Annotated in this window: 16 protein-coding genes; 9 read left to right on the forward strand and 7 right to left on the reverse strand. The window is 73.3% G+C overall.

Features of this window, described 5'->3' with window-relative positions:
• Positions 1–455 precede the first annotated feature (455 nt).
• The 6 genes from rplI to CBOVI_RS10355 all read right to left on the reverse strand — a co-directional run bounded on the left by rplI (position 456) and on the right by CBOVI_RS10355 (position 6590).
• Positions 456–908 carry a 50S ribosomal protein L9 gene (rplI, locus tag CBOVI_RS10330; protein WP_010264188.1) on the reverse strand — a complete coding sequence of 151 codons (453 nt, stop codon included), beginning with the start codon at positions 906–908 and terminating at the stop codon, positions 456–458.
• 146 nt (positions 909–1054) lie between these two features.
• A complete protein-coding gene (locus CBOVI_RS10335; RefSeq protein ID WP_010264192.1) occupies positions 1055–1666 on the reverse strand; it encodes a single-stranded DNA-binding protein in 612 nt (203 codons plus the stop codon).
• A gap of 144 nt (positions 1667–1810) precedes the next feature.
• Positions 1811–2101 (reverse strand): 30S ribosomal protein S6, encoded by a 291-nt coding sequence (gene rpsF, locus CBOVI_RS10340; RefSeq protein WP_010264196.1) that lies wholly within the window; start codon positions 2099–2101, stop codon positions 1811–1813.
• A 300-nt stretch (positions 2102–2401) separates the two neighbouring features.
• Positions 2402–2590, reverse strand: a complete 189-nt coding sequence (locus tag CBOVI_RS10345; RefSeq protein ID WP_010264200.1) for a hypothetical protein — start codon at positions 2588–2590, stop codon at positions 2402–2404.
• On the reverse strand, positions 2587–4149 hold the full coding sequence (locus CBOVI_RS10350; protein ID WP_125187256.1) for a hypothetical protein: 1563 nt from the start codon (positions 4147–4149) through the stop codon (positions 2587–2589). Before CBOVI_RS10350 ends, CBOVI_RS10345 begins: the two co-directional genes overlap by 4 nt.
• Before the next feature lie 92 nt (positions 4150–4241).
• Entirely contained in the window at positions 4242–6590 is a 2349-nt protein-coding gene (locus tag CBOVI_RS10355) for a transglycosylase domain-containing protein (protein ID WP_183273675.1), read from the reverse strand.
• A 571-nt stretch (positions 6591–7161) separates the two neighbouring features.
• On the opposite strand from CBOVI_RS10355, the gene CBOVI_RS10360 reads away from it, so the two are divergent.
• The 4 genes from CBOVI_RS10360 to CBOVI_RS10375 all read left to right on the forward strand — a co-directional run bounded on the left by CBOVI_RS10360 (position 7162) and on the right by CBOVI_RS10375 (position 10714).
• A complete protein-coding gene (locus CBOVI_RS10360) occupies positions 7162–8331 on the forward strand; it encodes an inositol-3-phosphate synthase (protein WP_010266948.1) in 1170 nt (389 codons plus the stop codon).
• Positions 8332–8428: 97 nt separating this feature from the next.
• A complete protein-coding gene (locus CBOVI_RS10365; RefSeq protein WP_375781338.1) occupies positions 8429–9052 on the forward strand; it encodes a MarR family winged helix-turn-helix transcriptional regulator in 624 nt (207 codons plus the stop codon).
• A gap of 160 nt (positions 9053–9212) precedes the next feature.
• Positions 9213–10160, forward strand: coding sequence for a universal stress protein (locus CBOVI_RS10370; protein WP_010272853.1), 948 nt, complete (start codon positions 9213–9215; stop codon positions 10158–10160).
• A 104-nt stretch (positions 10161–10264) separates the two neighbouring features.
• A complete protein-coding gene (locus CBOVI_RS10375; protein WP_125175398.1) occupies positions 10265–10714 on the forward strand; it encodes a hypothetical protein in 450 nt (149 codons plus the stop codon).
• A 141-nt stretch (positions 10715–10855) separates the two neighbouring features.
• Here the strand turns inward: CBOVI_RS10375 and CBOVI_RS10380 are convergent, their stop codons facing one another.
• Positions 10856–13864, reverse strand: a complete 3009-nt coding sequence (locus CBOVI_RS10380) for a leucine--tRNA ligase (protein WP_010267901.1) — start codon at positions 13862–13864, stop codon at positions 10856–10858.
• A 28-nt stretch (positions 13865–13892) separates the two neighbouring features.
• Between CBOVI_RS10380 and CBOVI_RS10385 the strand changes: the two genes are divergently transcribed.
• From CBOVI_RS10385 to CBOVI_RS10405, 5 genes are all read left to right on the forward strand, one after another.
• Positions 13893–14396 carry an SdpI family protein gene (locus CBOVI_RS10385; RefSeq protein ID WP_125187254.1) on the forward strand — a complete coding sequence of 168 codons (504 nt, stop codon included), beginning with the start codon at positions 13893–13895 and terminating at the stop codon, positions 14394–14396.
• Positions 14397–14492: 96 nt separating this feature from the next.
• Positions 14493–15728: a sensor histidine kinase gene (locus CBOVI_RS10390; protein WP_139016732.1), complete on the forward strand. Its 1236-nt coding sequence runs from the start codon at positions 14493–14495 to the stop codon at positions 15726–15728.
• On the forward strand, positions 15725–16507 hold the full coding sequence (locus CBOVI_RS10395) for a response regulator transcription factor (RefSeq protein WP_183273676.1): 783 nt from the start codon (positions 15725–15727) through the stop codon (positions 16505–16507). The genes CBOVI_RS10390 and CBOVI_RS10395 overlap by 4 nt, the downstream gene beginning before the upstream one ends.
• Positions 16508–16517: 10 nt before the next feature.
• Positions 16518–17558: a ribokinase gene (locus CBOVI_RS10400; protein ID WP_125187252.1), complete on the forward strand. Its 1041-nt coding sequence runs from the start codon at positions 16518–16520 to the stop codon at positions 17556–17558.
• A gap of 138 nt (positions 17559–17696) precedes the next feature.
• The gene (locus tag CBOVI_RS10405) at positions 17697–18758 is read left to right on the forward strand and encodes a nucleoside hydrolase (protein ID WP_010274965.1); all 1062 of its coding nucleotides are present in this window, start codon (positions 17697–17699) and stop codon (positions 18756–18758) included.
• The last annotated feature ends 151 nt before the right edge of the window (positions 18759–18909 follow it).

An 18909-nucleotide genomic window follows, 5' to 3' on the forward strand; every position in this document is an offset into this window, starting at 1 on the left:
CCAGGCCCCGGACCTGCGACGTTACAGGTTTCCGCAGGTCAGAGCACTTTCTGTGAGTGGCCTGGGTATGGACCATGCAGTGGATAACGACCTTTCCGCAGCGTTCGCGCAGGCCACGGAATCGACGTTCGTATAACCGCAGGTCATGGAGTTTCCCTATCATTCACCGTCCCGTCACCCCCGGACCACCGGTTTATCCACAACCCGGTCGCCCCCGGTCCCCACCTCCCCGCACCCTGCCCCGGGCACCCGAAAGGCCCCGCTCCCGGCGTCATGCCGGAGGCGGGGCCTGTCGGGGCTGTTGTCTACTGGTGTCGTCCGTCGTGCGGGCCGTGGGGCCACGTGCGCGTCGTCCGGTGACCGGGTGTCTGGGCCGGTCTGGCGCCGGGTGTCTAGGCCGGGCCGGTCGGACGGCGCGTCGGGTGGCTCGGCACCGCGACGGGCGTGAGGGGTCGTTACTCTGCGACGACCTTGAAGTTCAGGGACGCGGTGACCTCGGGGTGGAGCTTGACGTCGACGTTGAAGGAGCCGGTCGTCTTGACCTCGCCCTTGTTCACGAGGATGGTCCGCTTGTCCAGGTCACGGCCGTTGGCCTTCTTCACGGCCGCGGCGATGTCGTCCGCCGAGACGGAGCCGAAGAGCTTGCCCTGGTCGGAGGTCTTCACCGTGACGGTGACGCCCTCGAGGTGGTCGATCTCGTCCTTGACCTCGCGCGCGTGGTCGAGGTCGCGGATGGTCTTGGCCTCCTGGGTGCGGCGGATGTTCTCCACCTGCTTCTCCGCGCCACGGGTCGCCGGGATGGCGTACCCGCGCGGAAGCAGGTAGTTGCGTCCGTAGCCTGCCTTGACCTCCACGATGTCGCCGGGGACACCGAGGTTGTCAACGGCGGCGGTGAGGATCAGCTTCATGATCCGAGCCTTTCGTCGTCAATGCCGGGTTGTCCGGCGGAGTCTTGGGTGGGTGCCGACGCCGCGTCTCCGCGCGCCGGCCGCTGAACATGAGACGGACCGGGGGTCACGGTCCCGGGATCCCGGGCCGGTTCCCCGGCGCCGGGTCAGAACGGGGGCTCGTCGTCCCCGCCGAAACCGGACTGCGGGGCGGAGTTCCAGGGGTCGTCCTCGGCGGGTGCCCCGCCGAAGCCCTGGTTCCGCTGGCCGCCCTGCGCCGCGCCCGGACCGCTCTGGCCGCCCTGGGGTGCGCCCTGGCCGCCGAAGCCGCCCTGGCCACCACCCTGGGAGCCGCCGTTGCCGCCGAATCCACCCTGGCCGCCGCCGAAACCGCCGCCGCCGTTGCCGCCGCGGGGCGTCTTGGTGACGTCCGCGGTGGCGTACTTCAGGGACGGGCCGACCTCGTCGACCTCGACCTCGAAGACGGTGCGCTTCTCACCCTCGCGGGTCTCGAAGGACCGCTGCCGCAGCCGGCCGTTGACGATGACGCGGTCGCCCTTGGTGAGCGAGTTCGCGACGTTCTCGGCCGCCTGCCGCCAGACGTTGCAGGTGAGGAACAGGGCCTCGCCGTCGACCCACTGGTTGGACTGCGAGTCGAACCGGCGGGGCGTCGACGCCACCCGGAAGTTCGCCACGGCCGCGCCGTTGGGCGTGTACCGCAGCTCGGGGTCGGCGACGAGGTTGCCCACGACGGTGATCGGAGTGTCTCCCTGTGCCATCTCTGGTTCCTAACGCTGGTAGCGGTGATCTGGTAGCGGTGGTTCGGTGGATTCCGGGGGATCCGGGTCCGGGAACCGGTGCAGTGGTGCCGGCGGGTGCGGGGGTCCGCAGCCGCCGTCAGGTCCGTCTGTCCCGGTCAGCGCCTACTTGGCGTCCTTGCGGATCACCTTCGTGCGCATGATCGTGTCGTTCAGGTTCAGCACTCGGTCAAGCTCCTGCACGGTACCGGCCTCACACGACAGGTCCAGGACGACGTAGATGCCCTCTTCCTGCTTGTTGATCGGGTACTCCAGGCGACGCTTGCCCCAGATGTCGACCTTGTCGACGGAACCGTTGTCCTTGCGGACGACGTCGAGGAACTTGTCCAGCGACGTGCCGACGGTGCGCTCATCCTGTGAAGGGTCGATGATCATCATCATCTCGTATTGACGCACGGACCTCATCACCTCCTGTGGTCTCAAGAATTGTCGGCCACACCCGGGATTGGGCATGGCAGGAGGGTTCGTTGCGTCAGCAACCTGTACAGGATACAGGACCGGGGGGCCCAGGGCGAACGGCTTTCCACCGGCCCCGGGGCACCCCCGCGCCCAGCCCCCAACCGGAGCCCCGCCGAGGCCCCGTCCGGGCGTCGGGCGAGGCACCGGACGCCGACCCCGACGCGGCCCCCGGCGGCGCCCCGGCCACCCGTCGGGCACAGCCCCCAACCGGAGCCCCGCCCGCACCCCGCGCCGGCGTCAGCCGAGGCTCGCCCAGAACACCGCCACCGTCGTCGGCACGACCGTCATGCACACGATCGCGGCGGCGAACAGGGACCACACCACCTTCGGCGACCGGCGGTAGCTGAACGTCGCGAACGCCGCCCCGAACAGCAGGAACCCCACGAAGACACTGCTCATCGTCACGACGAGCTCCGGGGTGCTCACCGGGCCACCCCCCACGCCGGGTCGGCGCCGTCGTGCGCGTCGGACACCGGGTCGCGCGGGGGAGGGGTACGTCGAACCGGATCGGGCCTGACCAGCATCGACCGGAGAACGACGACGACGAGCGCGACGATCACCCCCACCCGCACGACACCGCCGACGGCGAGGAGCCAGTCCGGCGCACCCTTCCCACCCGGCAGCCGCCCCCACAGCGTGAGGTACCAGAGCACGGCCTCGACCGCGCCCCACACGAGGACCAGCCGCCACCGGGGCACGGCGAGGGCCGCGAGCGGCAGCAGCCACAGCACGGACTGCGGGTCGCCCGCGCGGCCCGTGAGGACGACGGCCGCCACCGCGAGGAACGCGACCTCCGCGACCCGGGGCACCCGTCGGGCCCGGGCGACCCCCACCGCCAACGCGACGAGGCACGCGGCCAGCAGCACCGCCTGGACGACGACGAGTGCCGACGATCCGCCGTCGGCCGCGGCACCAACGTCCGCGGCCGGGCCGCCCGCCGCCCGCCCGGCACCGGTCACCCGCGCGAGCAGGTCCCAGAGACTCAGCGGCCCCGCCGACCGGGTGAGGCCGAAGTGCAGGGCGGCGGTCCACCCGTCGCGGTCCCACAGCAGGGCGGGCACCGTCCACACGAGCCACGTCACGACCGTGCCGGCGACCAGCCGCACCGGCGAGGTCCGCCGGCGGAGGGACACCGCGACGACCGCCGCGACGACCGCCAGCGGCCACGCCGCCAGCGCCACCGCCGTGCCGAACGCGACGCCCGCGAGGACCCCCCGGCCGCGCCGCCGGGCGACGAGCCCGAGCACGACGGCCGCGACGGCGAGCATCCCCGTGCCCGTGAACGCCTGGACGACGACGGCGGGGGAGAGGGCCATGAGCAGCGCGTCCCACGGCCGGTCGCCCGCGAGGGAGACGACCCCCGCGACCGCCGCGAGCCACGCCGCCGAGAGAAGCACAGCTGTGACAGCGAAGACGAAGGTGGCGTCCGCCGTGGCGGGCAGACCGACGGCGTCCCACACCGCGCCGACGATCGCGCCGAGGAGCTCGACGACCCAGTGGAACACGCCCGCTGCCGGCGGGTACGCGAGCAGACCGGAGTCCCCGCCGACCATCCAGCCGGCGGCGTAGGGGACGTCCCCGCGGACGCCCGGGGTGCCGTGGAGCGCGAGGATGTCGGAGTAGCACGCGGCGGTGTACTGGCGGTTGCCGGACCAGTCGAGGACCGCGCCGGCGTCCGTGAGCGTCGAGCGCGTGCACGGGGCCTTCTGGAGCCAGGCGAGGCCGAGGACCGCCGCCGCGACGGCGAGGATGACCCGGGAGGGCGTCCACCAGCGGGCCCGGCCGATGAGGGCGTGCCGGCCGGGCGGGCCGCCGATGAGGTCGACGACGCCGCGCGCCGCCGGTTCCGTCTCCGAGGGGAGGACCCGGCGGTCACGGACCGAGGCGGTGCGCGGGGCAGTCAGGGTGGTCGTGCCGGTCGCGCCGGTCGCGGTACTCACGGCGGTCGCTCCGGTCGCGGGGGAGGCGGGGGGTGGACTCGTCACGGCCGGGGTCCTTCCGGGTCAGGGGCCGCGCCGGACGTCAGCGGGTGACGGCCGGCCGACCACGGGTCACTGAGAGGGGGACGACGACGCGACTACGGGTTGACGAGGTCGTTGAGCAGCTGGCCGAGGTCCGGTGCCGCCGGGGCGGGCGCCGGGGCCGGGGCGGGCGCGGGCGCGGGGGCCGGCGCCTGCTGCGGGGCGGGCGCCCCACCGCCGCCACCGCCGCCGGTTCCGCCGCCACCGGTTCCACCGGCGCCGCCGGGCGTGCCCGCTCCGGCGCCACCGTCGTCGGTCCCGGCACCGCCACCGGTGCCCGCGCCGCCGCCGGTGTCGGCCGCGCCGCCGCCCGTGCCGGACGAGGTCCCGCCGCCGGACGTCGAGCCCGTGCCGGACGAGGACCCGCCCGAGGACGAGCCCGTCCCGGAGGAGGAGCCGCCCGACGACGACCCGGAGCCGGAGGACGACCCGCCGGAGGACGAGGACGACCCGCCCTCCTGGCCGAAGTACTCGACGTCCTGCCCCTCGAGGGCGGTGTCCATGACGGACTTCCAGATGTCCGAGGGCAGGCTCGAGCCGTACATGCTCGTGCCGTTGTAGAACAGCGGCTGGTTGTTGATGTCGCCGACCCACACCGCGGTCGCGAGCTGCGGCGTGGAGCCGATCATCCAGGCGTCCTTGTTCTGGCCGCTGTTGCCGAGCTGCGCGGTACCGGTCTTCGCGGCGGAGGGCCGCCCGCCGGCGAGACTGTGCCCGCGGGAGTACGCGGCGATGGGGGCCATCGTCTGCGTCACGGAGTCCGCGACGTCGGGGTCGATGACCTGCGTGCCCTTGATGTCGCTGTTGTCGAGCAGCACCTGGCCGTCACTCGTCTCGACCTTCTCGACGAAGTGCGCGGGGTGGAACATGCCGGAGTCCGAGAGCGTCGCCAGGGCGGAGGCCATGTCGAGCGGGCGGGACTGGTACATGCCCAGGGTGATGCCCTCGAACGGCGGGGCGTCGGGCTCCGTGAGCGTCTTGCCGATGCCCGGGAGCTCCTCGGCGACGCCGAGCCGGTGCGCCATGTCCGCGACGTCCTGCGGGCCGCCCTTGAGGTCGCGGGTGAGGCGGATGAAGCTGGTGTTGAGCGACCGCTTGAGGGCCTCGGCGAGGCTGCAGTTGCCGCAGCTCTCGCCCTCGACGTTGTTGACCGTCGTCCCGCCGGTCGTGACGGGGGAGGAGTCGTACGTGGCGTAGGGGGAGATGCCCTGGTCGATCGCCGCCGCGAGGGCGAAGATCTTGAACGTCGACCCGGTCTGGAGCCCGGCGTTCGCGAAGTCGTACCCGTTCGGGTCGTCCCCGCCGTAGTAGGCGCGGATGCCGCCGCTCTTCGGGTCGACCGAGACGACCGCCGAGCGGACCGAGTCCGGCTCCCCCTCCATCCGGCTGTGGACCTGGTCCACGGCCGCGGCCTGGGCCTTCGGGTCGATCGTCGTCGTGATCTTGAGACCGCCGGTGTTCACGGCCGTCTCGCTGATCCCGGCGGCGCTGAGCTCGGAGAGGACCTGGGACTTGATGAGCCCGTTCGTCCCCTCGGCCACGGAGCCGTCGTCGACGGTGGACGGGTCGATGACCTGCGGGTACACGGCGGTCTCGCGGTGCTGCCGGTCGATCGCGCCCTCGGTGACCATCCCGTCCATGACGTAGTTCCAGCGCTCCTCCGCCGCCGGGCGGTTGGTCCACGGGTCCAGGGCCGACGGCCGCTGGATCGACGACGCGAGGACCGCGCCCTCCTCCGGGGTGAGCTGCTCGATGGGCTTGCCGAAGTAGGCCTTCGCCGCCGCACCGATGCCGTAGGCGTTCCGGCCGAAGTAGATGGTGTTGAGGTAGGCCTCGAGGATGTCGTCCTTCGACCACTCGCGGGCCATCTTCGCGGAGACGACGAGCTCCTTCGCCTTACGGGTGAGGCTCGACTCGTTGCCGACGACGGCGTTCTTCACGTACTGCTGCGTGATCGTCGACCCGCCGCCCGCGCCTTCCCGGCCGAGGATCTGGCCGACCGCCGCGCGGGCGTACCCGGTGACGGAGAACCCGGGGTTCGAGTAGAAGTCCCGGTCCTCGGCGGCGAGCACCGCCTGACGCACCGGCATCGGGACCTGGTCGAGGTCGACGTTCTGCCGGTTGCCTTCGGGCGGCACGATCCGCGCGAGCTCGGTGTTCGAGTCCGACGCGTAGATGTGCGAGATCTGGTTCGTCACGAGCTCCTCCGGCTCGGGGACCTTCGTCACCGCGTAGGCGGCGAAGAACGCCACGAGGGGGACGATGATGAGGACCGCGATGACGGCGGTGCCGATGGTCAGCAGACGGCGCCACAGCGGCGTCTTCTTGCGTGTCCTCCGGCGGGGCTTCACCGGCGTCTGGCCGCTGCGGGAGTGGTTCGCGGAGGGCGTTCTTCCGTTACTCAACTAGCTGGTCTTCCTGTCGGTGACAGTCTCGGTCTCCACCGGCGGCGCCGGCGACGGTGGCGGCCGCTCCCGGGGAACGGACCGCCGACGGTGCGGCTGAGGACGGGGGTGGCACAGGTGGCCCACCTCAACGCCCGTCGGACCGGGGGAGGGGAACCGTCCCGGGCGGGGGACCCGGGGCGGCTCCGGCGCACGTCCCGGCACCTCAGTCGCACTCTGTGCCCCATTACACTACGCGCAGTGCACGGTCCTCCCCATAATTCGACGCACCGGTCCGCGCGCCGTTCGGGTGCAACCGTGCCACTCCGGGCCCCGGGGATGACTCCGTGGAGGGGTCCCGACGCCCCGCTCCGCGGTCCCGCCACCGTCGCCGCGGCGGGCCGCTGACGGGCGGCGTCGACCCCTCCCGGGAGACCCCCGCCGGCCACCGACCGTCCCCGACCGCCCCCGCGACCGGGGGACGCCCGGCCCCGCGACTTGATCGGTACACGTCGTCGACTTGATCGGTACACCGCCCACCGGAGCCCGCGACCTGGCCTGATCCGCCGGGCGGCGGGTTAGCGTCGCGCCCATGACCGACTCGAACCCGTCCCCAGCCCGACCGTCCGACCCGTCCGCCGGCGCGTCCCCCGACGCCGCCACCGGTGCCTCCTCCCGCAGCAGCGCGGGGGCCGCCGGGGTGCGCGTCGCGATCGTCGGCCTCGGGAACTGCGCGACCTCCCTCATCCAGGGCATCCACTACTACCGCGACGCCGACGTCGACCAGGACGTGCCCGGCCTCATGCACGTGAAGTTCGGTGACTACCACGTCCGGGACGTGCACGTCGCCGCCGCCTTCGACGTCGACGCCGACAAGGTCGGCAAGGACGTCGCCGACGCCACCCGCTCCGGCCAGAACTGCACGGTGACGATCTGCGAGGTCCCCGAGACCGGCGTCACCGTCCAGCGCGGGCGCACCCTCGACGGCCTCGGCACGTACTACCGGCAGACCATCGAGGAGTCCGCCGAGCCCGAGGTCGACGTCATCGCGGCGCTGAAGGAGGCGGAGATCGACGTCGTCGTCAGCTACCTGCCCGTCGGCTCCGAGGAGGCCGACAAGTACTACGCGCAGTGCGCGATCGACGCCGGCTGCGCCTTCGTCAACGCCCTGCCCGTGTTCATCGCCAGCGACCCGGAGTGGGCGCAGAAGTTCGTCGACGCGGGCCTGCCGATCGTCGGCGACGACATCAAGAGCCAGGTCGGCGCGACGATCACCCACCGCGTCCTCGCGAAGCTCTTCGAGGACCGCGGCGTCCACCTCGACCGGACGATGCAGCTCAACGTCGGCGGCAACATGGACTTCAAGAACATGCTCGAACGCGAGCGCCTGGAGTCGAAGAAGATCTCCAAGACCCGCGCGGTGACGAGCAACGTCCAGCATCAGTTCGCCGACCGTGACGTCCACATCGGCCCGTCGGACTACGTCCCGTGGCTCGACGACCGGAAGTGGGCCTACGTGCGCCTCGAGGGCACCGCCTTCGGCGACGTGCCGCTGAGCCTGGAGTACAAGCTCGAGGTCTGGGACTCGCCGAACTCCGCCGGGATCATCATCGACGCCATCCGCGCGGCGAAGATCGCCCTCGACCGGGGCCACGCCGGGCCGGTCGAGGCGGCGTCGAGCTACCTCATGAAGTCCCCGCCCGTGCAGCTGGCCGACGACGTCGCCCGCGAGCGCCTCGAGGGCTTCATCTCCGGACGGTAGGCGACCCAGGTCACACCCGGTGGCCGGGCGCGCTGGTCACCGGCCCCGGGTGCGACGCACGTTAGTATCAAAGAATAATTTTGGGTACCTTAAAGTCATGACTTCGACCCCCTCAGAGATCGCGAAACGGCTGCGCCCGGCCCTGACGCGGCTCTACCTCCTCTACTTCCGCCAGGCCACGCACTCCCGCATCAGCATGGCCCAGCTGTCGATCATGATGAACCTCGGCGAACAGGGGCCGCTGCGGATCAGCCAGATCGCCGCCACGGAGTCCATCCGGATGCCCACCGCCTCCAACGCGGTCAACCAGCTGGAGACGATGGGCCTCGTCACGCGGGTCCGGGACGTCAGCGACCGGCGCGGGGTCCGGGTGAAGCTCACCGAGGAGGGCATCCAGGAGCTCCGCAGGATCGGGGAGGAGCGCGACGAGCAGCTCACGCACCTCATCGCGGGCCTCGACCCCGACGAGCTCGCGTTCGTCGAGCAGGCCTCCCCGGTCATCGACCTCATCCTCGAGCGCTACCAGCACTACATCAGCCACGACGTCGAGGGGTCCGCCGCCGCCGGGCACACCGCGACCGGGGCCGTGTCCGGTGCCGCGGGCGGGGCCGGCGGGTCCGGGTCCGACGCCACGGCCGCCGCGGGGTCGGGCACCCCGTCCGGGTCCGGGTCGGACGCCGCCACCGACACCACGTCCGGCCCCGCACCCCACTCCCGGTGACCCGCCCCACGCCCCGCCGCACCCGGCCGGGCTCGCGGCGTCGTTCCCACCCGGTTGCCCCCGACGACCGAACGGGTTCGCTCACGGCCCGTGAGGGGCCATACTGTTCCCGACACCCCCGACACCCCCGACACGTCGAGTTGAACAGTGGAGAATTGCCATGAGTAGCGAAGCGACCACCGCCGACCCCCGGTCGCCGCGCCCCCTGCGGATCCTCGTCACCTGGCGTCCCGAGTCCACGGGCACCGAGTGCGCCGACTACGCCGCCTGGCTCGCGCGGACCCAGCCCGTGGTCGTGCGCACCGTCACCGTCATCTCCCGGGTGTGGTCCCCCCAGCCGAACGGGCGGACGAACAGCGACTTCGAACGGTGGCTCGCCGCCGAGTCCACGGCCTGCGCCGCGAGCGCGCGCGACGCCCTCCGCGCCGCCGGGGTCCCCGCGTCGATGATCGACCCCGACCAGCCGTCCGTCGTCGAGATCGACCACTCCGAGACCACCGCGCTCATCTCCGCGGCGGAGGACTTCGACGCGGACCTCATGCTCCTCGGCTCCCACCCCGCCGCCCCCCGCGGCCGCTTCCGCATCGGCTCGACGGCGGACGCGCTGCTCCACTGCGCACCCCTGCCCCTCGGCCTCGCCCCCCGGCAGCCGAAACTCTCCAAACGGGGCGTGACCAGGGTCAACTGCTCCTACGTGGACACCGAGCAGTCCCACCAGGCGCTCCGGCACGCCGCCGACCTCGCCCACCGGTGGGGGGTGCCGCTCCGGCTCGTGGCGTTCAGCCCCCGGGGGGCGACGATGTACCCGACCGAGGTCTCGTTCGACGAGAGCTCCGACATGATGGTCGAGTGGCGCGAACAGGCCCTCGCCCTCCTCGACCGCGGCCGCGACCGGGCGCTCGAACGCCACGGTGACCTGCACGTCCTCACGGAGACCGGCAGCGGGTACGGCTGGTCCGGGGCGATGAACGCGCTGAAGTGGAAGAAGGGCGACCTGCTCGTCCTCGGGTCGTCCGTGCTGGGCGACTTCAACCGGGTGTTCATCGGCCCGTCGACGAACCAGATCGTGCGGCACAGCCCCGCGCCGGTGCTCATCAGCCCGGTGTGACAGGGGGCTCAGGGGCTCGCCGGCGTGCCCGGCCGGCGTGCGACAGCCCGGTGTGACAGGGGCGGTGGGGTGCGGGTGGGGCGGGGAGTACCCTCGGCCGTGCCATGCCACACGATCCACGCACCGCCGACGAACCGTTGCCACGCCGCTCCAGCGATGAGCTCGCGGCCGACCCCCTGCTCCGCCTCGACTACGAGACCGCCCGGCGGAACAGCCGCCAGGCCTGGGCACTCGCGGTCGCCGTCCCGGTGCTCACGCTGCTCGTCTTCGCCGTCATCCTCGTCGCCGGGCGGCTCGTCGGGGGGCCCGACTGCGAGCCGGGGGCGGCGCACCCCGCCCACTGGCTGTGCTCGGACGGGTTCGTCACCGCGTACGCGTTCATCCCGCCCGCTGTGCCACTCGTGGGGCTCGTCACCGCGATGGTCACGTGCTGGCGCCGCTACGCCCGGCACCAGCGGTGGTGGCCGTGGCTCGCGGTCGTGTGGTTCTTCATCCCGCTGTTCCTGCTGGTCATGACGACGACGACCCCCTCCGTCATCGTCCCCCGGAACTGAGCCGCGGCGCGCGCGGTGGGTGGGCGGCAACACCGCCGGTCAGCGGGGCCGCCGCGCGTACCGTCCGCCGCCGCGCCCGCCGCGCCGCGCGTGACGCGGGCTGGCGCACCACGCTCGGCGGGTGGGTGAGCGGGCCGCGCGCTACGGCGCGACGATGTTCACCAGCGTGCCCGGCACGACCACGACCTTCTTCACCTCGCGGTCCCCGATGCGCGCGACGATGGACGGCTCGGCCAGCGCGGCGGCCTCGAGGTCCTCGCGCGAGGCGTCGGCCGGCACGGTGATCCGCGCGCGGACCTTGCCCATGACCTGCACCGGGATCTCCACGGTGTCGTCGACGAGCCACGCCTCGTCCCACTCCGGGAAGTCGGTGTACGTGATGCCGCCGTCGTGGCCGAGGCGCTCCCACATCTCCTCGGCGATGTGCGGGGCGAGCGGCGCGATCATCTGGACGAGCGGTTCGACGGCGGCGCGCGGCGCCGGGGTGTCGCCCGGGTAGGCCTTCGTGAGGTGGTTGACGTACTCGATGAGCTTCGCCACGGCCGTGTTGTCGTGCAGCCCGGCGAAGTCCTCGTGGACGCCGGCGACGGTGCGGTGGAGGGCGCGCAGGTCGTCGTCGGTGAGCTCGACGTCGGCCACGGCGGCCTCACCGGTCGTCTCGTCGACGGCGAGCCGCCACGCGCGCTGGAGGAACCGCTGCGCGCCGACGACGTCCTTCGTGGCCCACGGCCGGGACGTGTCGAGCGGGCCCATCGCCATCTCGTAGACGCGGAGGGTGTCCGCGCCGAACTCGTCGCAGATCTCGTCGGGGGAGACGGCGTTCTTCAGCGACTTGCCCATCTTGCCGTACTCGCGCCGGACCTCGGTCTCCTCCCCGGTGTCGGGGTTGACGTGCACGAATGTGCCGTCGCGCTCCTCGACCTCGGCGGCGGGGACGTACACGCCGCGGGGGTCGGTGTACGCCCAGGCCTGGATGTAGCCCTGGTTGTAGAGCCGGTAGTAGGGCTCGTAGGAGCTCACGTGCCCGAGGTCGTAGAGCACCTTGTGCCAGAAGCGGGAGTACAGGAGGTGGAGCACGGCGTGCTCCACGCCACCGACGTACAGGTCGACGCCGCCGCTCGGCCGTCCCTCGCGGGGGCCGGTCCAGTACCGTTCGTTCTCGATGTCGACGAGCGCGTCGTCGTTCCGGGGGTCGATGTAGCGCAGCTGGTACCAGCTGGATCCGGCCCACTGCGGCATGACGTTCGTGTCACGGTGGTACGTCTTCTCGCCGTCGCCGAGGTCGAGGCGCACGTCGACCCAGTCGCGGGCCTTCGCCAGCGGGGGCTGGGGTTCGGTGTCGGCGTCGTCGGGGTCGAAGCTCACGGGCCGGTAGTCCTCGACCTCGGGCAGTTCGACGGGGAGCATGGACTCGGGCAGGGCGTGGGCGACGCCGTCGTCGTCGTAGACGACGGGGAACGGCTCGCCCCAGTACCGCTGGCGGGCGAAGAGCCAGTCCCGGAGCTTGTACTGGATCGTGCCCCGGCCCGCGGCGTGCTCCTCCAGCCAGGTGACGACGGCGGCCTTCGCGTCGTCGGTCGCGAGGCCGTCGAGGTCGAGTCCGTTGTCGTTCGCGCTGTTCACGGCGGTGCCGGTCGCGGTGAGCGCACCGTCGGCCGCCTCCGCGCCGTCGCCGCCGGCGGCGTCCCCGGCCCCGGTGTTCCCGGCCCCGGCGGCATCGCCCGCGGCGTCACCCGCCGCGACGACCTGCCGCACCGGCAGCCCGAAGGCCCGCGCGAACTCGTGGTCGCGGTCGTCGTGCGCGGGGACGGCCATGATCGCGCCGGTGCCGTACCCGGTGAGCACGTAGTCCGCGATGAACACGGGCACCTGCTCGCCGTTGACCGGGTTCACGGCGTACGCGCCGGTGAAGCAGCCGGTCTTCTCCTTGTTCTCCTGCCGCTCGAGGTCGGACTTCGCCGCGATGTCGGAGCGGTACGCGGCGACGGCCTCGGTCGGGGTCGCGGCGCCGTAGGTCCAGCGGGGGTCGACGCCGTCGTACGCCGCACGTCCCGCGGCCGCCGCGGCGGCCTCCGCGTCGGCGACGTAGCGGTCGACGAGCTCGTGCTCCGGGGCGAGGACGACGTACGTCGCGCCGAAGAGCGTGTCCGGCCGGGTCGTGAACACCCGGATGTCCCGGGGGAGCGTGGCGTCGTCCCCCTCACCGGAACCCTCGCCGGCCGCCGGGAGGGCCGGGGCGAAGACGACCTCCGCCCCGCGCGACCGGCCGATCCAGTTGCGCTGCATGCTCTTGACCTTCTCCGGCCAGTCGAGGTCGTCGAGGTCGTCGAGCAGCCGGTCGGAGTACGCGGTGATGCGCATCATCCACTGGCTGAGGTGCTTGCGGAACACCGGGAAGTTGCCGCGTTCGGAGCGGCCGTCGGCCGTGACCTCCTCGTTCGCGAGGACCGTGCCGAGGCCCGGGCACCAGTTGACCGTCGAGTTCGAGCGGTACACCAGGCGGTGGCCGTCGAGAATCTCCTGGCGCTGGGCGGGCGTGAGCTCCGCCCAGTCCGCGCGCTCCGCCGCGAGCCGCTCCTCCAGCTCGGCGATCGGGCGGGCGCGGCCGGGGGCGCGACCCGGGCCGTTGTCCCACTCCGCGTCGAACCAGGAGTTGTAGATCTGGAGGAAGATCCACTGCGTCCACCGGTAGAAGTCCGTGTCCGTCGTCGCGACGACGCGCCGCCGGTCGTGGCCCAGGCCCAGGCGCCCCAGCTGGCGCTCCATGTTCGCGATGTTCGCCGCCGTCGTCTCCCGCGGGTGGGTGCCGGTCTGGACGGCGTACTGCTCCGCGGGCAGGCCGAAGGCGTCGTACCCCAGGGTGTGCAGGACGTTCCGGCCCTTCATGCGGTGGAAGCGGGCGAAGACGTCCGTCGCGATGTAGCCCAGCGGGTGGCCGACGTGCAGACCCACCCCCGAGGGGTAGGGGAACATGTCCTGCACGAACAGCTTCTCGCCGGGCAGCTCCCGGCTGTCGTCCGCGAGGGCGCCGACCGGGTTCGGGGCGTTGAACGTGCCCCGATCCAGCCACCGGCGCTGCCACCGGGCCTCGATCTCCCCCGCGAGCTGCGGGGTGTAACGGAAGGAGGGGGACTGGCTGGGGTTCGTCATAATCGGCCATTGTAATAGACTGACGCCCATGATCATTCTCGCTGTCCTGCTCGTCGTCGTGGGCCTTGCCGTGCTGGTCGTGGGGGTCATGGGGCTCACGGGGACGCTGCCGGGGAACAGCGTCGTCGGGTTGCGCGTCCCGGAGGTCCGGGCGTCGCGGACGATGTGGGTCACCGGGCACCGGATCGCCGGGCCGGCGTGGATCGGGTCCGGCGTCGCGGTCGTCGCCGCGGGCCTCGTCGCGTGGCGCGCGTCCGGGTGGGGGTGGCTCGTCGTCGCGCTGCTCGTCGTCGGCGGGCTGTTCCTCCTCGGCATGGGGGCGGCGCTCGCCGCGCACGCGGTGGCGCGGATCGAACTGCGCACGGGGCAGGAGGCGGAGGCGCGGCGCGCGTCCGCCGGGTGCTGCTCCGGTGGGGGAGCCGGTGGCGGGGCCGGTCGGGGTGCGGGTGCCGCAGGCCGGGCCGCCGCCCCGACGGCCGCGCCGGACCTCGACGCCGCCCGGCGCGCCGCCGCCGCGCAGGACGGGCGTTAGGCCCGGGGCGGGGGGGCGTTCCCCGGCCCGCCCGGCTGCACGATCATCCCACCGGACGACATCCCCGGCCCCACGTCCGGCCGTAGGGTCAGGACCATGACAGCCAGCCTCCGCAGAGTGATCGGCCGCCCGTGGTGGGCCACCGCCGCCGTGGTGGCGGCCGCCGCCCTCGCCGGCGTGTTCACGTTCATGCTCTCGTTCGGGTTGTGGCTCGACGGTCAGCCGGACGACGTCGGACCCGCCGGTCCGGAGACCGCCTACACCTACGCGACGCTCGCCGCCTGGGTGGTCGCCGTCGTCACCCTCCCCCTCGCCATCCACCACGACCCCCGCGAGGCGGACCCGGAGCACCGGTTCCCCGGCACGCGCCTGACGTTCATCGCCGGGGTGGTGTGCACGGCGACGGGGTGGAGCGCCGCGGCGGGCCCCCTGGCGCTGGTGGCGTTCATCTCGATGGTGTCCCGGCGGTCGGTGCGGTGGGCGGTGGCCGCGGTCGTGGTGACGATCGCCGCGGTGCTGCTCGACCTGCAGCTCAGCCCGATGGACGCGGACCGGCCGGAGAATGCGGCGGAGAGCGTGACGTACATCCTGCTGGTGTTCGCGATGACCATTGCCGCGCTCCTGTTCAGTGTCGCCCGCGGGTCCCGTCGCGAACAGAAACTCATCCTGCACAACCGTGCCACTCTGAACGACGCGCTGCTCCGCGAGCGCGAGGAGGGCGCCCGGCGCGACGAACGCACCCGGATCGCGCGGGACATGCACGACACGATCTCCCACCGCCTCAGCCTCATCGCCGTCCACGCCGGCGCGCTGGAGTACCGCCGTGACCTGCCGCCGGACCGCGTCGCGGAGACCGCGGGCATCATCCACACCGAGGCCGAGCGGGCCGTCGCCGACCTCCGCACGGTCCTCCACGCCCTGCGCGACCCCTCGCCGGAGGACCCCCGGGGGACGGTGCGGCAACTCGTCGAGCAGGCCCGCGACGCTGGTATGGATGTGTCACTCGAGGTAACGGACGGGCTCCGGGACGACGACCTCGACCGGTTGTCGACCCTCGCCGTGCACACGATCCACCGGACCGCCCAGGAGGCGCTGACGAACGCGCGGAAGCACGCGCCGGGGCAGCCGGTGACCGTGACCGTCGGGCGCGCGCGCCGGGGGGTGCGGCTGACCGTGAGCAACCCCACGCCGGCCGTGCCCGTCGACGCGCCGGGGAGCGACACGGGGCTCGTCGGGCTCGCCGAGCGCGCGGAGCTCACCGGTGGCACGCTCACGGTGACCGGCCCCGGCGCGGGGACGATGACACTCGAACTGGAGGTTCCCTGGTCATGACGGATGCGACGGACGGGACGGCGGCGCCGGGCGAGATCCGGGTCATGCTCGTCGACGACGAGGCCCTCATGCGCTCCGGCCTGTCACTCATGCTCGACGGCGCGGCGGGGATGCGCGTCGTCGCACAGGCGGCGAACGGGCGGGAGGCCGTCCACACCCTCGCGACCCGCGACGACATCGACGTCGTCCTCATGGACATCCGCATGCCGGTCCTCGACGGCATCGGGGCGCTGCGGATGCTCCCGCCGTCGGCCCCGCCGGTCATCGTGCTCACGTCCTTCGACACGGACACGTACGTGCTCGACGCCCTGCGCGCCGGGGCGGCCGGGTTCCTCCTGAAGTCCGCGTCGCCGGGGGCCATCGTCGCGGCCGTCGCGGCGGCGACCGAGGGGCAGCCGCTGCTCAGCCCGGAGGTGCTGGTCTCGCTCGTCCGGCTCGCGGGGACGGAGGCCGCCACCGGGGGGTCCGACGCCGCCCCCTCCGCCACGCCCGCCCCCGCCGCCGCGGGCGCCCCGGCGGTGCCGGCGCGGGGCGACGGGGGAGACGGGGGCGACAGCGCCCCGGCCGGGCCGCTCGGGCAGCTCAGCGCCCGGGAGCGGGAGATCGCGGAGCTCGTCGCCCGGGGGATGTCCAACCCCCAGATCGGGGCGACGCTGTTCATCTCCCTGCCGACCGTGAAGACGCACGTCACCCGGATCATCGACAAGCTCGGGGTGGACAACCGGGTCCAGGTGGCCCTGGCGGTGGTGGAGGACCGGCAGCGTCCCGGCACGCGGTAGCGTGACCGGCATGAGCAGAGAGTCCTCGCCCCGCCCCGCCGGCACCACCGGCGCCCCCGCAGCACCCCGCCCCGCCGGCCCGACGGTCGTCGTGTGCGGCACGGTGAACATCGACACGTTCGTCGGACTGGAGACCTTCCCCCGCCCCGGCGAGACGGTCATCGGCCGCCAGGGCCTCCGCTCGCTCGGCGGCAAGGGCGCGAACCAGGCCGTGGCCTGCGCGAGGATGGGCGTCCACACCGTGCTCCTCGCGTCGGTCGGGTCGGACCCGCTGGGGGACAGCGCCCTCGCCGACCTGCGCGGCCACGGCGTGGACGTCACCCACGTCCGGCGCGTCGCCGAACCGACCGGCCAGGCGTTCATCATGAACGACCGCGCCGGGGAGAACATCATCGTCGTGACCTCAGGGGCGAACGAGGCGACGGACCCGCGGGACAGCGTCGGGACCGTCGGGAGCCTCCGGGAGCAGGGGAGCGTGCCTGTCGTTCTGGCACAGGGTGAGCTCACGCCGGAGCACAGCGTGCGGATTCCGGGGCTGCTCGCCGAGGGCACGCGGCTCGTGCTCAACCTCGCGCCCGTGACGACGCGCGACGCGGGGCTGCTCGCGGCGGCGGACCCGCTCATCGTCAACGAGCACGAGGCCGCCGACCTGCTCGGGGCCGACGCCGCGACCGCCGGTGGGGGTGCGGCCGGTGGGGCGGCGGCCGGTGGGTCCGCCGGTGGGGGTGCGGACGGGCTCGCCCGCGGGCTCGCCGGGCTCGCGCGGTCGGTCGTCATCACGCTCGGCGCGGAGGGGGCCGTCGTCCTCGACCCCCGCACGGCACCCGACCCCGTGCACGTCCCTGCACCGCAGGTCAGCGACGTTGTCGACACGACCGGGGCCGGCGACGCCTTCTGCGGCACCCTCGCCGCCGCCGTCGCGGAGGGGGAGGGGCTGGTCGACGCGGCGCGCCTCGCCGTCGCGGCCGGGAGCCTCGCCGTGCGCGCGCGGGGTGCGGCCGCGTCCTACGCCGACGGGGCCGAGGTCCGCGCGTCCGCCGTCGGCGGGTGAGGGCAGCCGGTGAGCGGGGCCGGGTGAGCGGGGGTGACCCCCGCGGGTGACGGCGCCGGCAGCCGGGGAACGGGGGCGGGTGAGCGGGTGTGACTGTCCGGGCGTGGCTGTCCGGGGGGGCGTGGCACAATCGGCGTCATGACTGACCCGAGCCCGATCATCCTCGACTGCGACCCCGGTCACGACGACGCCGTCGCCATGCTCCTGGCCTGGGGGAACCCGGCCGTCGACCTCCTCGCCGTGACGACCGTCGCCGGCAACCAGACGCTGGACAAGGTCACGCGCAACGCCCTCGGCGTCGCCCGCGCCGGGGGGATGGACGGGCTCACCGTCGCCGCCGGGGCGGACCGGCCGCTCGTCGGACCGCAGCTCATCCCGGAGGAGATCCACGGCGAGTCCGGGCTCGACGGCCCGGCCCTGCCCGCCCCCGACCGGGAGGTCGACCCGCGCCACGCCGTCGACCTCATGGCGGACATCCTCCGCGAGCGCGAGCCCGGCACGGTCACGCTCGTCCCCACCGGCGCGCTGACGAACATCGCGCTGCTCACGCGCATGCACCCGGACGTCGTCGACCGGGTGCGGCAGGTCGTGCTCATGGGTGGCGGGCACCACACGGGCAACATGACCCCCGCCGCGGAGTTCAACATCCTCGCCGACCCGGAGGCCGCGGCGCTCGTCTTCGACGCCCCGTGGACTGTCACGATGTGCGGGCTCGACGTGACACACAAAGCGCTCGCGACACCGCATTTCGTGCGGGAACTCACGGAGATCGGCACGCCGCTCGCCGGGTTCGTCGCCGAACTCCTGGAGTTCTTCGGCGCCAGCTACACCCGCGAGCGCGGCTACCCGGCGCCGCCGATGCACGACCCGGTCGCCGTCGCCGCCGTCATCGACCCGACGCTGGTCCGCACCGTCGCCGCGCCCGTCGCCGTCGAGACCCGCGGCGAGCACACGCGGGGGATGACCGTCGTGGACCTCCGGCGCACGTTCGACCCCGAGGACCCGTCGTCGCTGCTGGTCAGGGACACGCCCGGCGCGGTCGGTGCGGCGGGTGCGGGGGGCACGGTCGAGGGGGACGACGGCGACCTCCCCGCGGCCCCGCCCGTGCGGCACCGGGTGGCCGTGGACCTCGACGTCCCGCGGTTCCACCGGCTCATCCTCGACGCGATCCGCACCATCGGGACCACCGACCTGGGGTGACGTGACGGGCGGGCCGGCACCGCCGACGCCGGCCGGACCTCGCGCACCTGTGGACACACCGCGCCGGTGCCGCCCGGCCAACGGCGGACCTGTGGACAACCCACCGGCCCGGCCCCCCGTTGTCCGCCCCGTCCGCTAGTGTCACATCCGA

Source organism: Corynebacterium bovis DSM 20582 = CIP 54.80, assembly GCF_030408615.1.
GTDB classification, from domain to species: Bacteria; Actinomycetota; Actinomycetes; order Mycobacteriales; family Mycobacteriaceae; genus Corynebacterium; species Corynebacterium bovis.

What these genes read in the sequence shown, in the direction of transcription:
- rplI (WP_010264188.1), bottom strand. Translation starts at nt 908, where the DNA reads ATGAAGCTGATCCTCACCGCCGCCGTTGACAACCTCGGTGTCCCCGGC.
- CBOVI_RS10335 (WP_010264192.1), bottom strand. Translation starts at nt 1,666, where the DNA reads ATGGCACAGGGAGACACTCCGATCACCGTCGTGGGCAACCTCGTCGCC.
- CBOVI_RS10360 (WP_010266948.1), top strand. Translation starts at nt 7,162, where the DNA reads ATGACCGACTCGAACCCGTCCCCAGCCCGACCGTCCGACCCGTCCGCC.
- CBOVI_RS10365 (WP_375781338.1), top strand. Translation starts at nt 8,429, where the DNA reads ATGACTTCGACCCCCTCAGAGATCGCGAAACGGCTGCGCCCGGCCCTG.
- CBOVI_RS10370 (WP_010272853.1), top strand. Translation starts at nt 9,213, where the DNA reads ATGAGTAGCGAAGCGACCACCGCCGACCCCCGGTCGCCGCGCCCCCTG.
- CBOVI_RS10375 (WP_125175398.1), top strand. Translation starts at nt 10,265, where the DNA reads ATGCCACACGATCCACGCACCGCCGACGAACCGTTGCCACGCCGCTCC.
- CBOVI_RS10380 (WP_010267901.1), bottom strand. Translation starts at nt 13,864, where the DNA reads ATGACGAACCCCAGCCAGTCCCCCTCCTTCCGTTACACCCCGCAGCTC.
- CBOVI_RS10385 (WP_125187254.1), top strand. Translation starts at nt 13,893, where the DNA reads ATGATCATTCTCGCTGTCCTGCTCGTCGTCGTGGGCCTTGCCGTGCTG.
- CBOVI_RS10390 (WP_139016732.1), top strand. Translation starts at nt 14,493, where the DNA reads ATGACAGCCAGCCTCCGCAGAGTGATCGGCCGCCCGTGGTGGGCCACC.
- CBOVI_RS10395 (WP_183273676.1), top strand. Translation starts at nt 15,725, where the DNA reads ATGACGGATGCGACGGACGGGACGGCGGCGCCGGGCGAGATCCGGGTC.
- CBOVI_RS10400 (WP_125187252.1), top strand. Translation starts at nt 16,518, where the DNA reads ATGAGCAGAGAGTCCTCGCCCCGCCCCGCCGGCACCACCGGCGCCCCC.
- CBOVI_RS10405 (WP_010274965.1), top strand. Translation starts at nt 17,697, where the DNA reads ATGACTGACCCGAGCCCGATCATCCTCGACTGCGACCCCGGTCACGAC.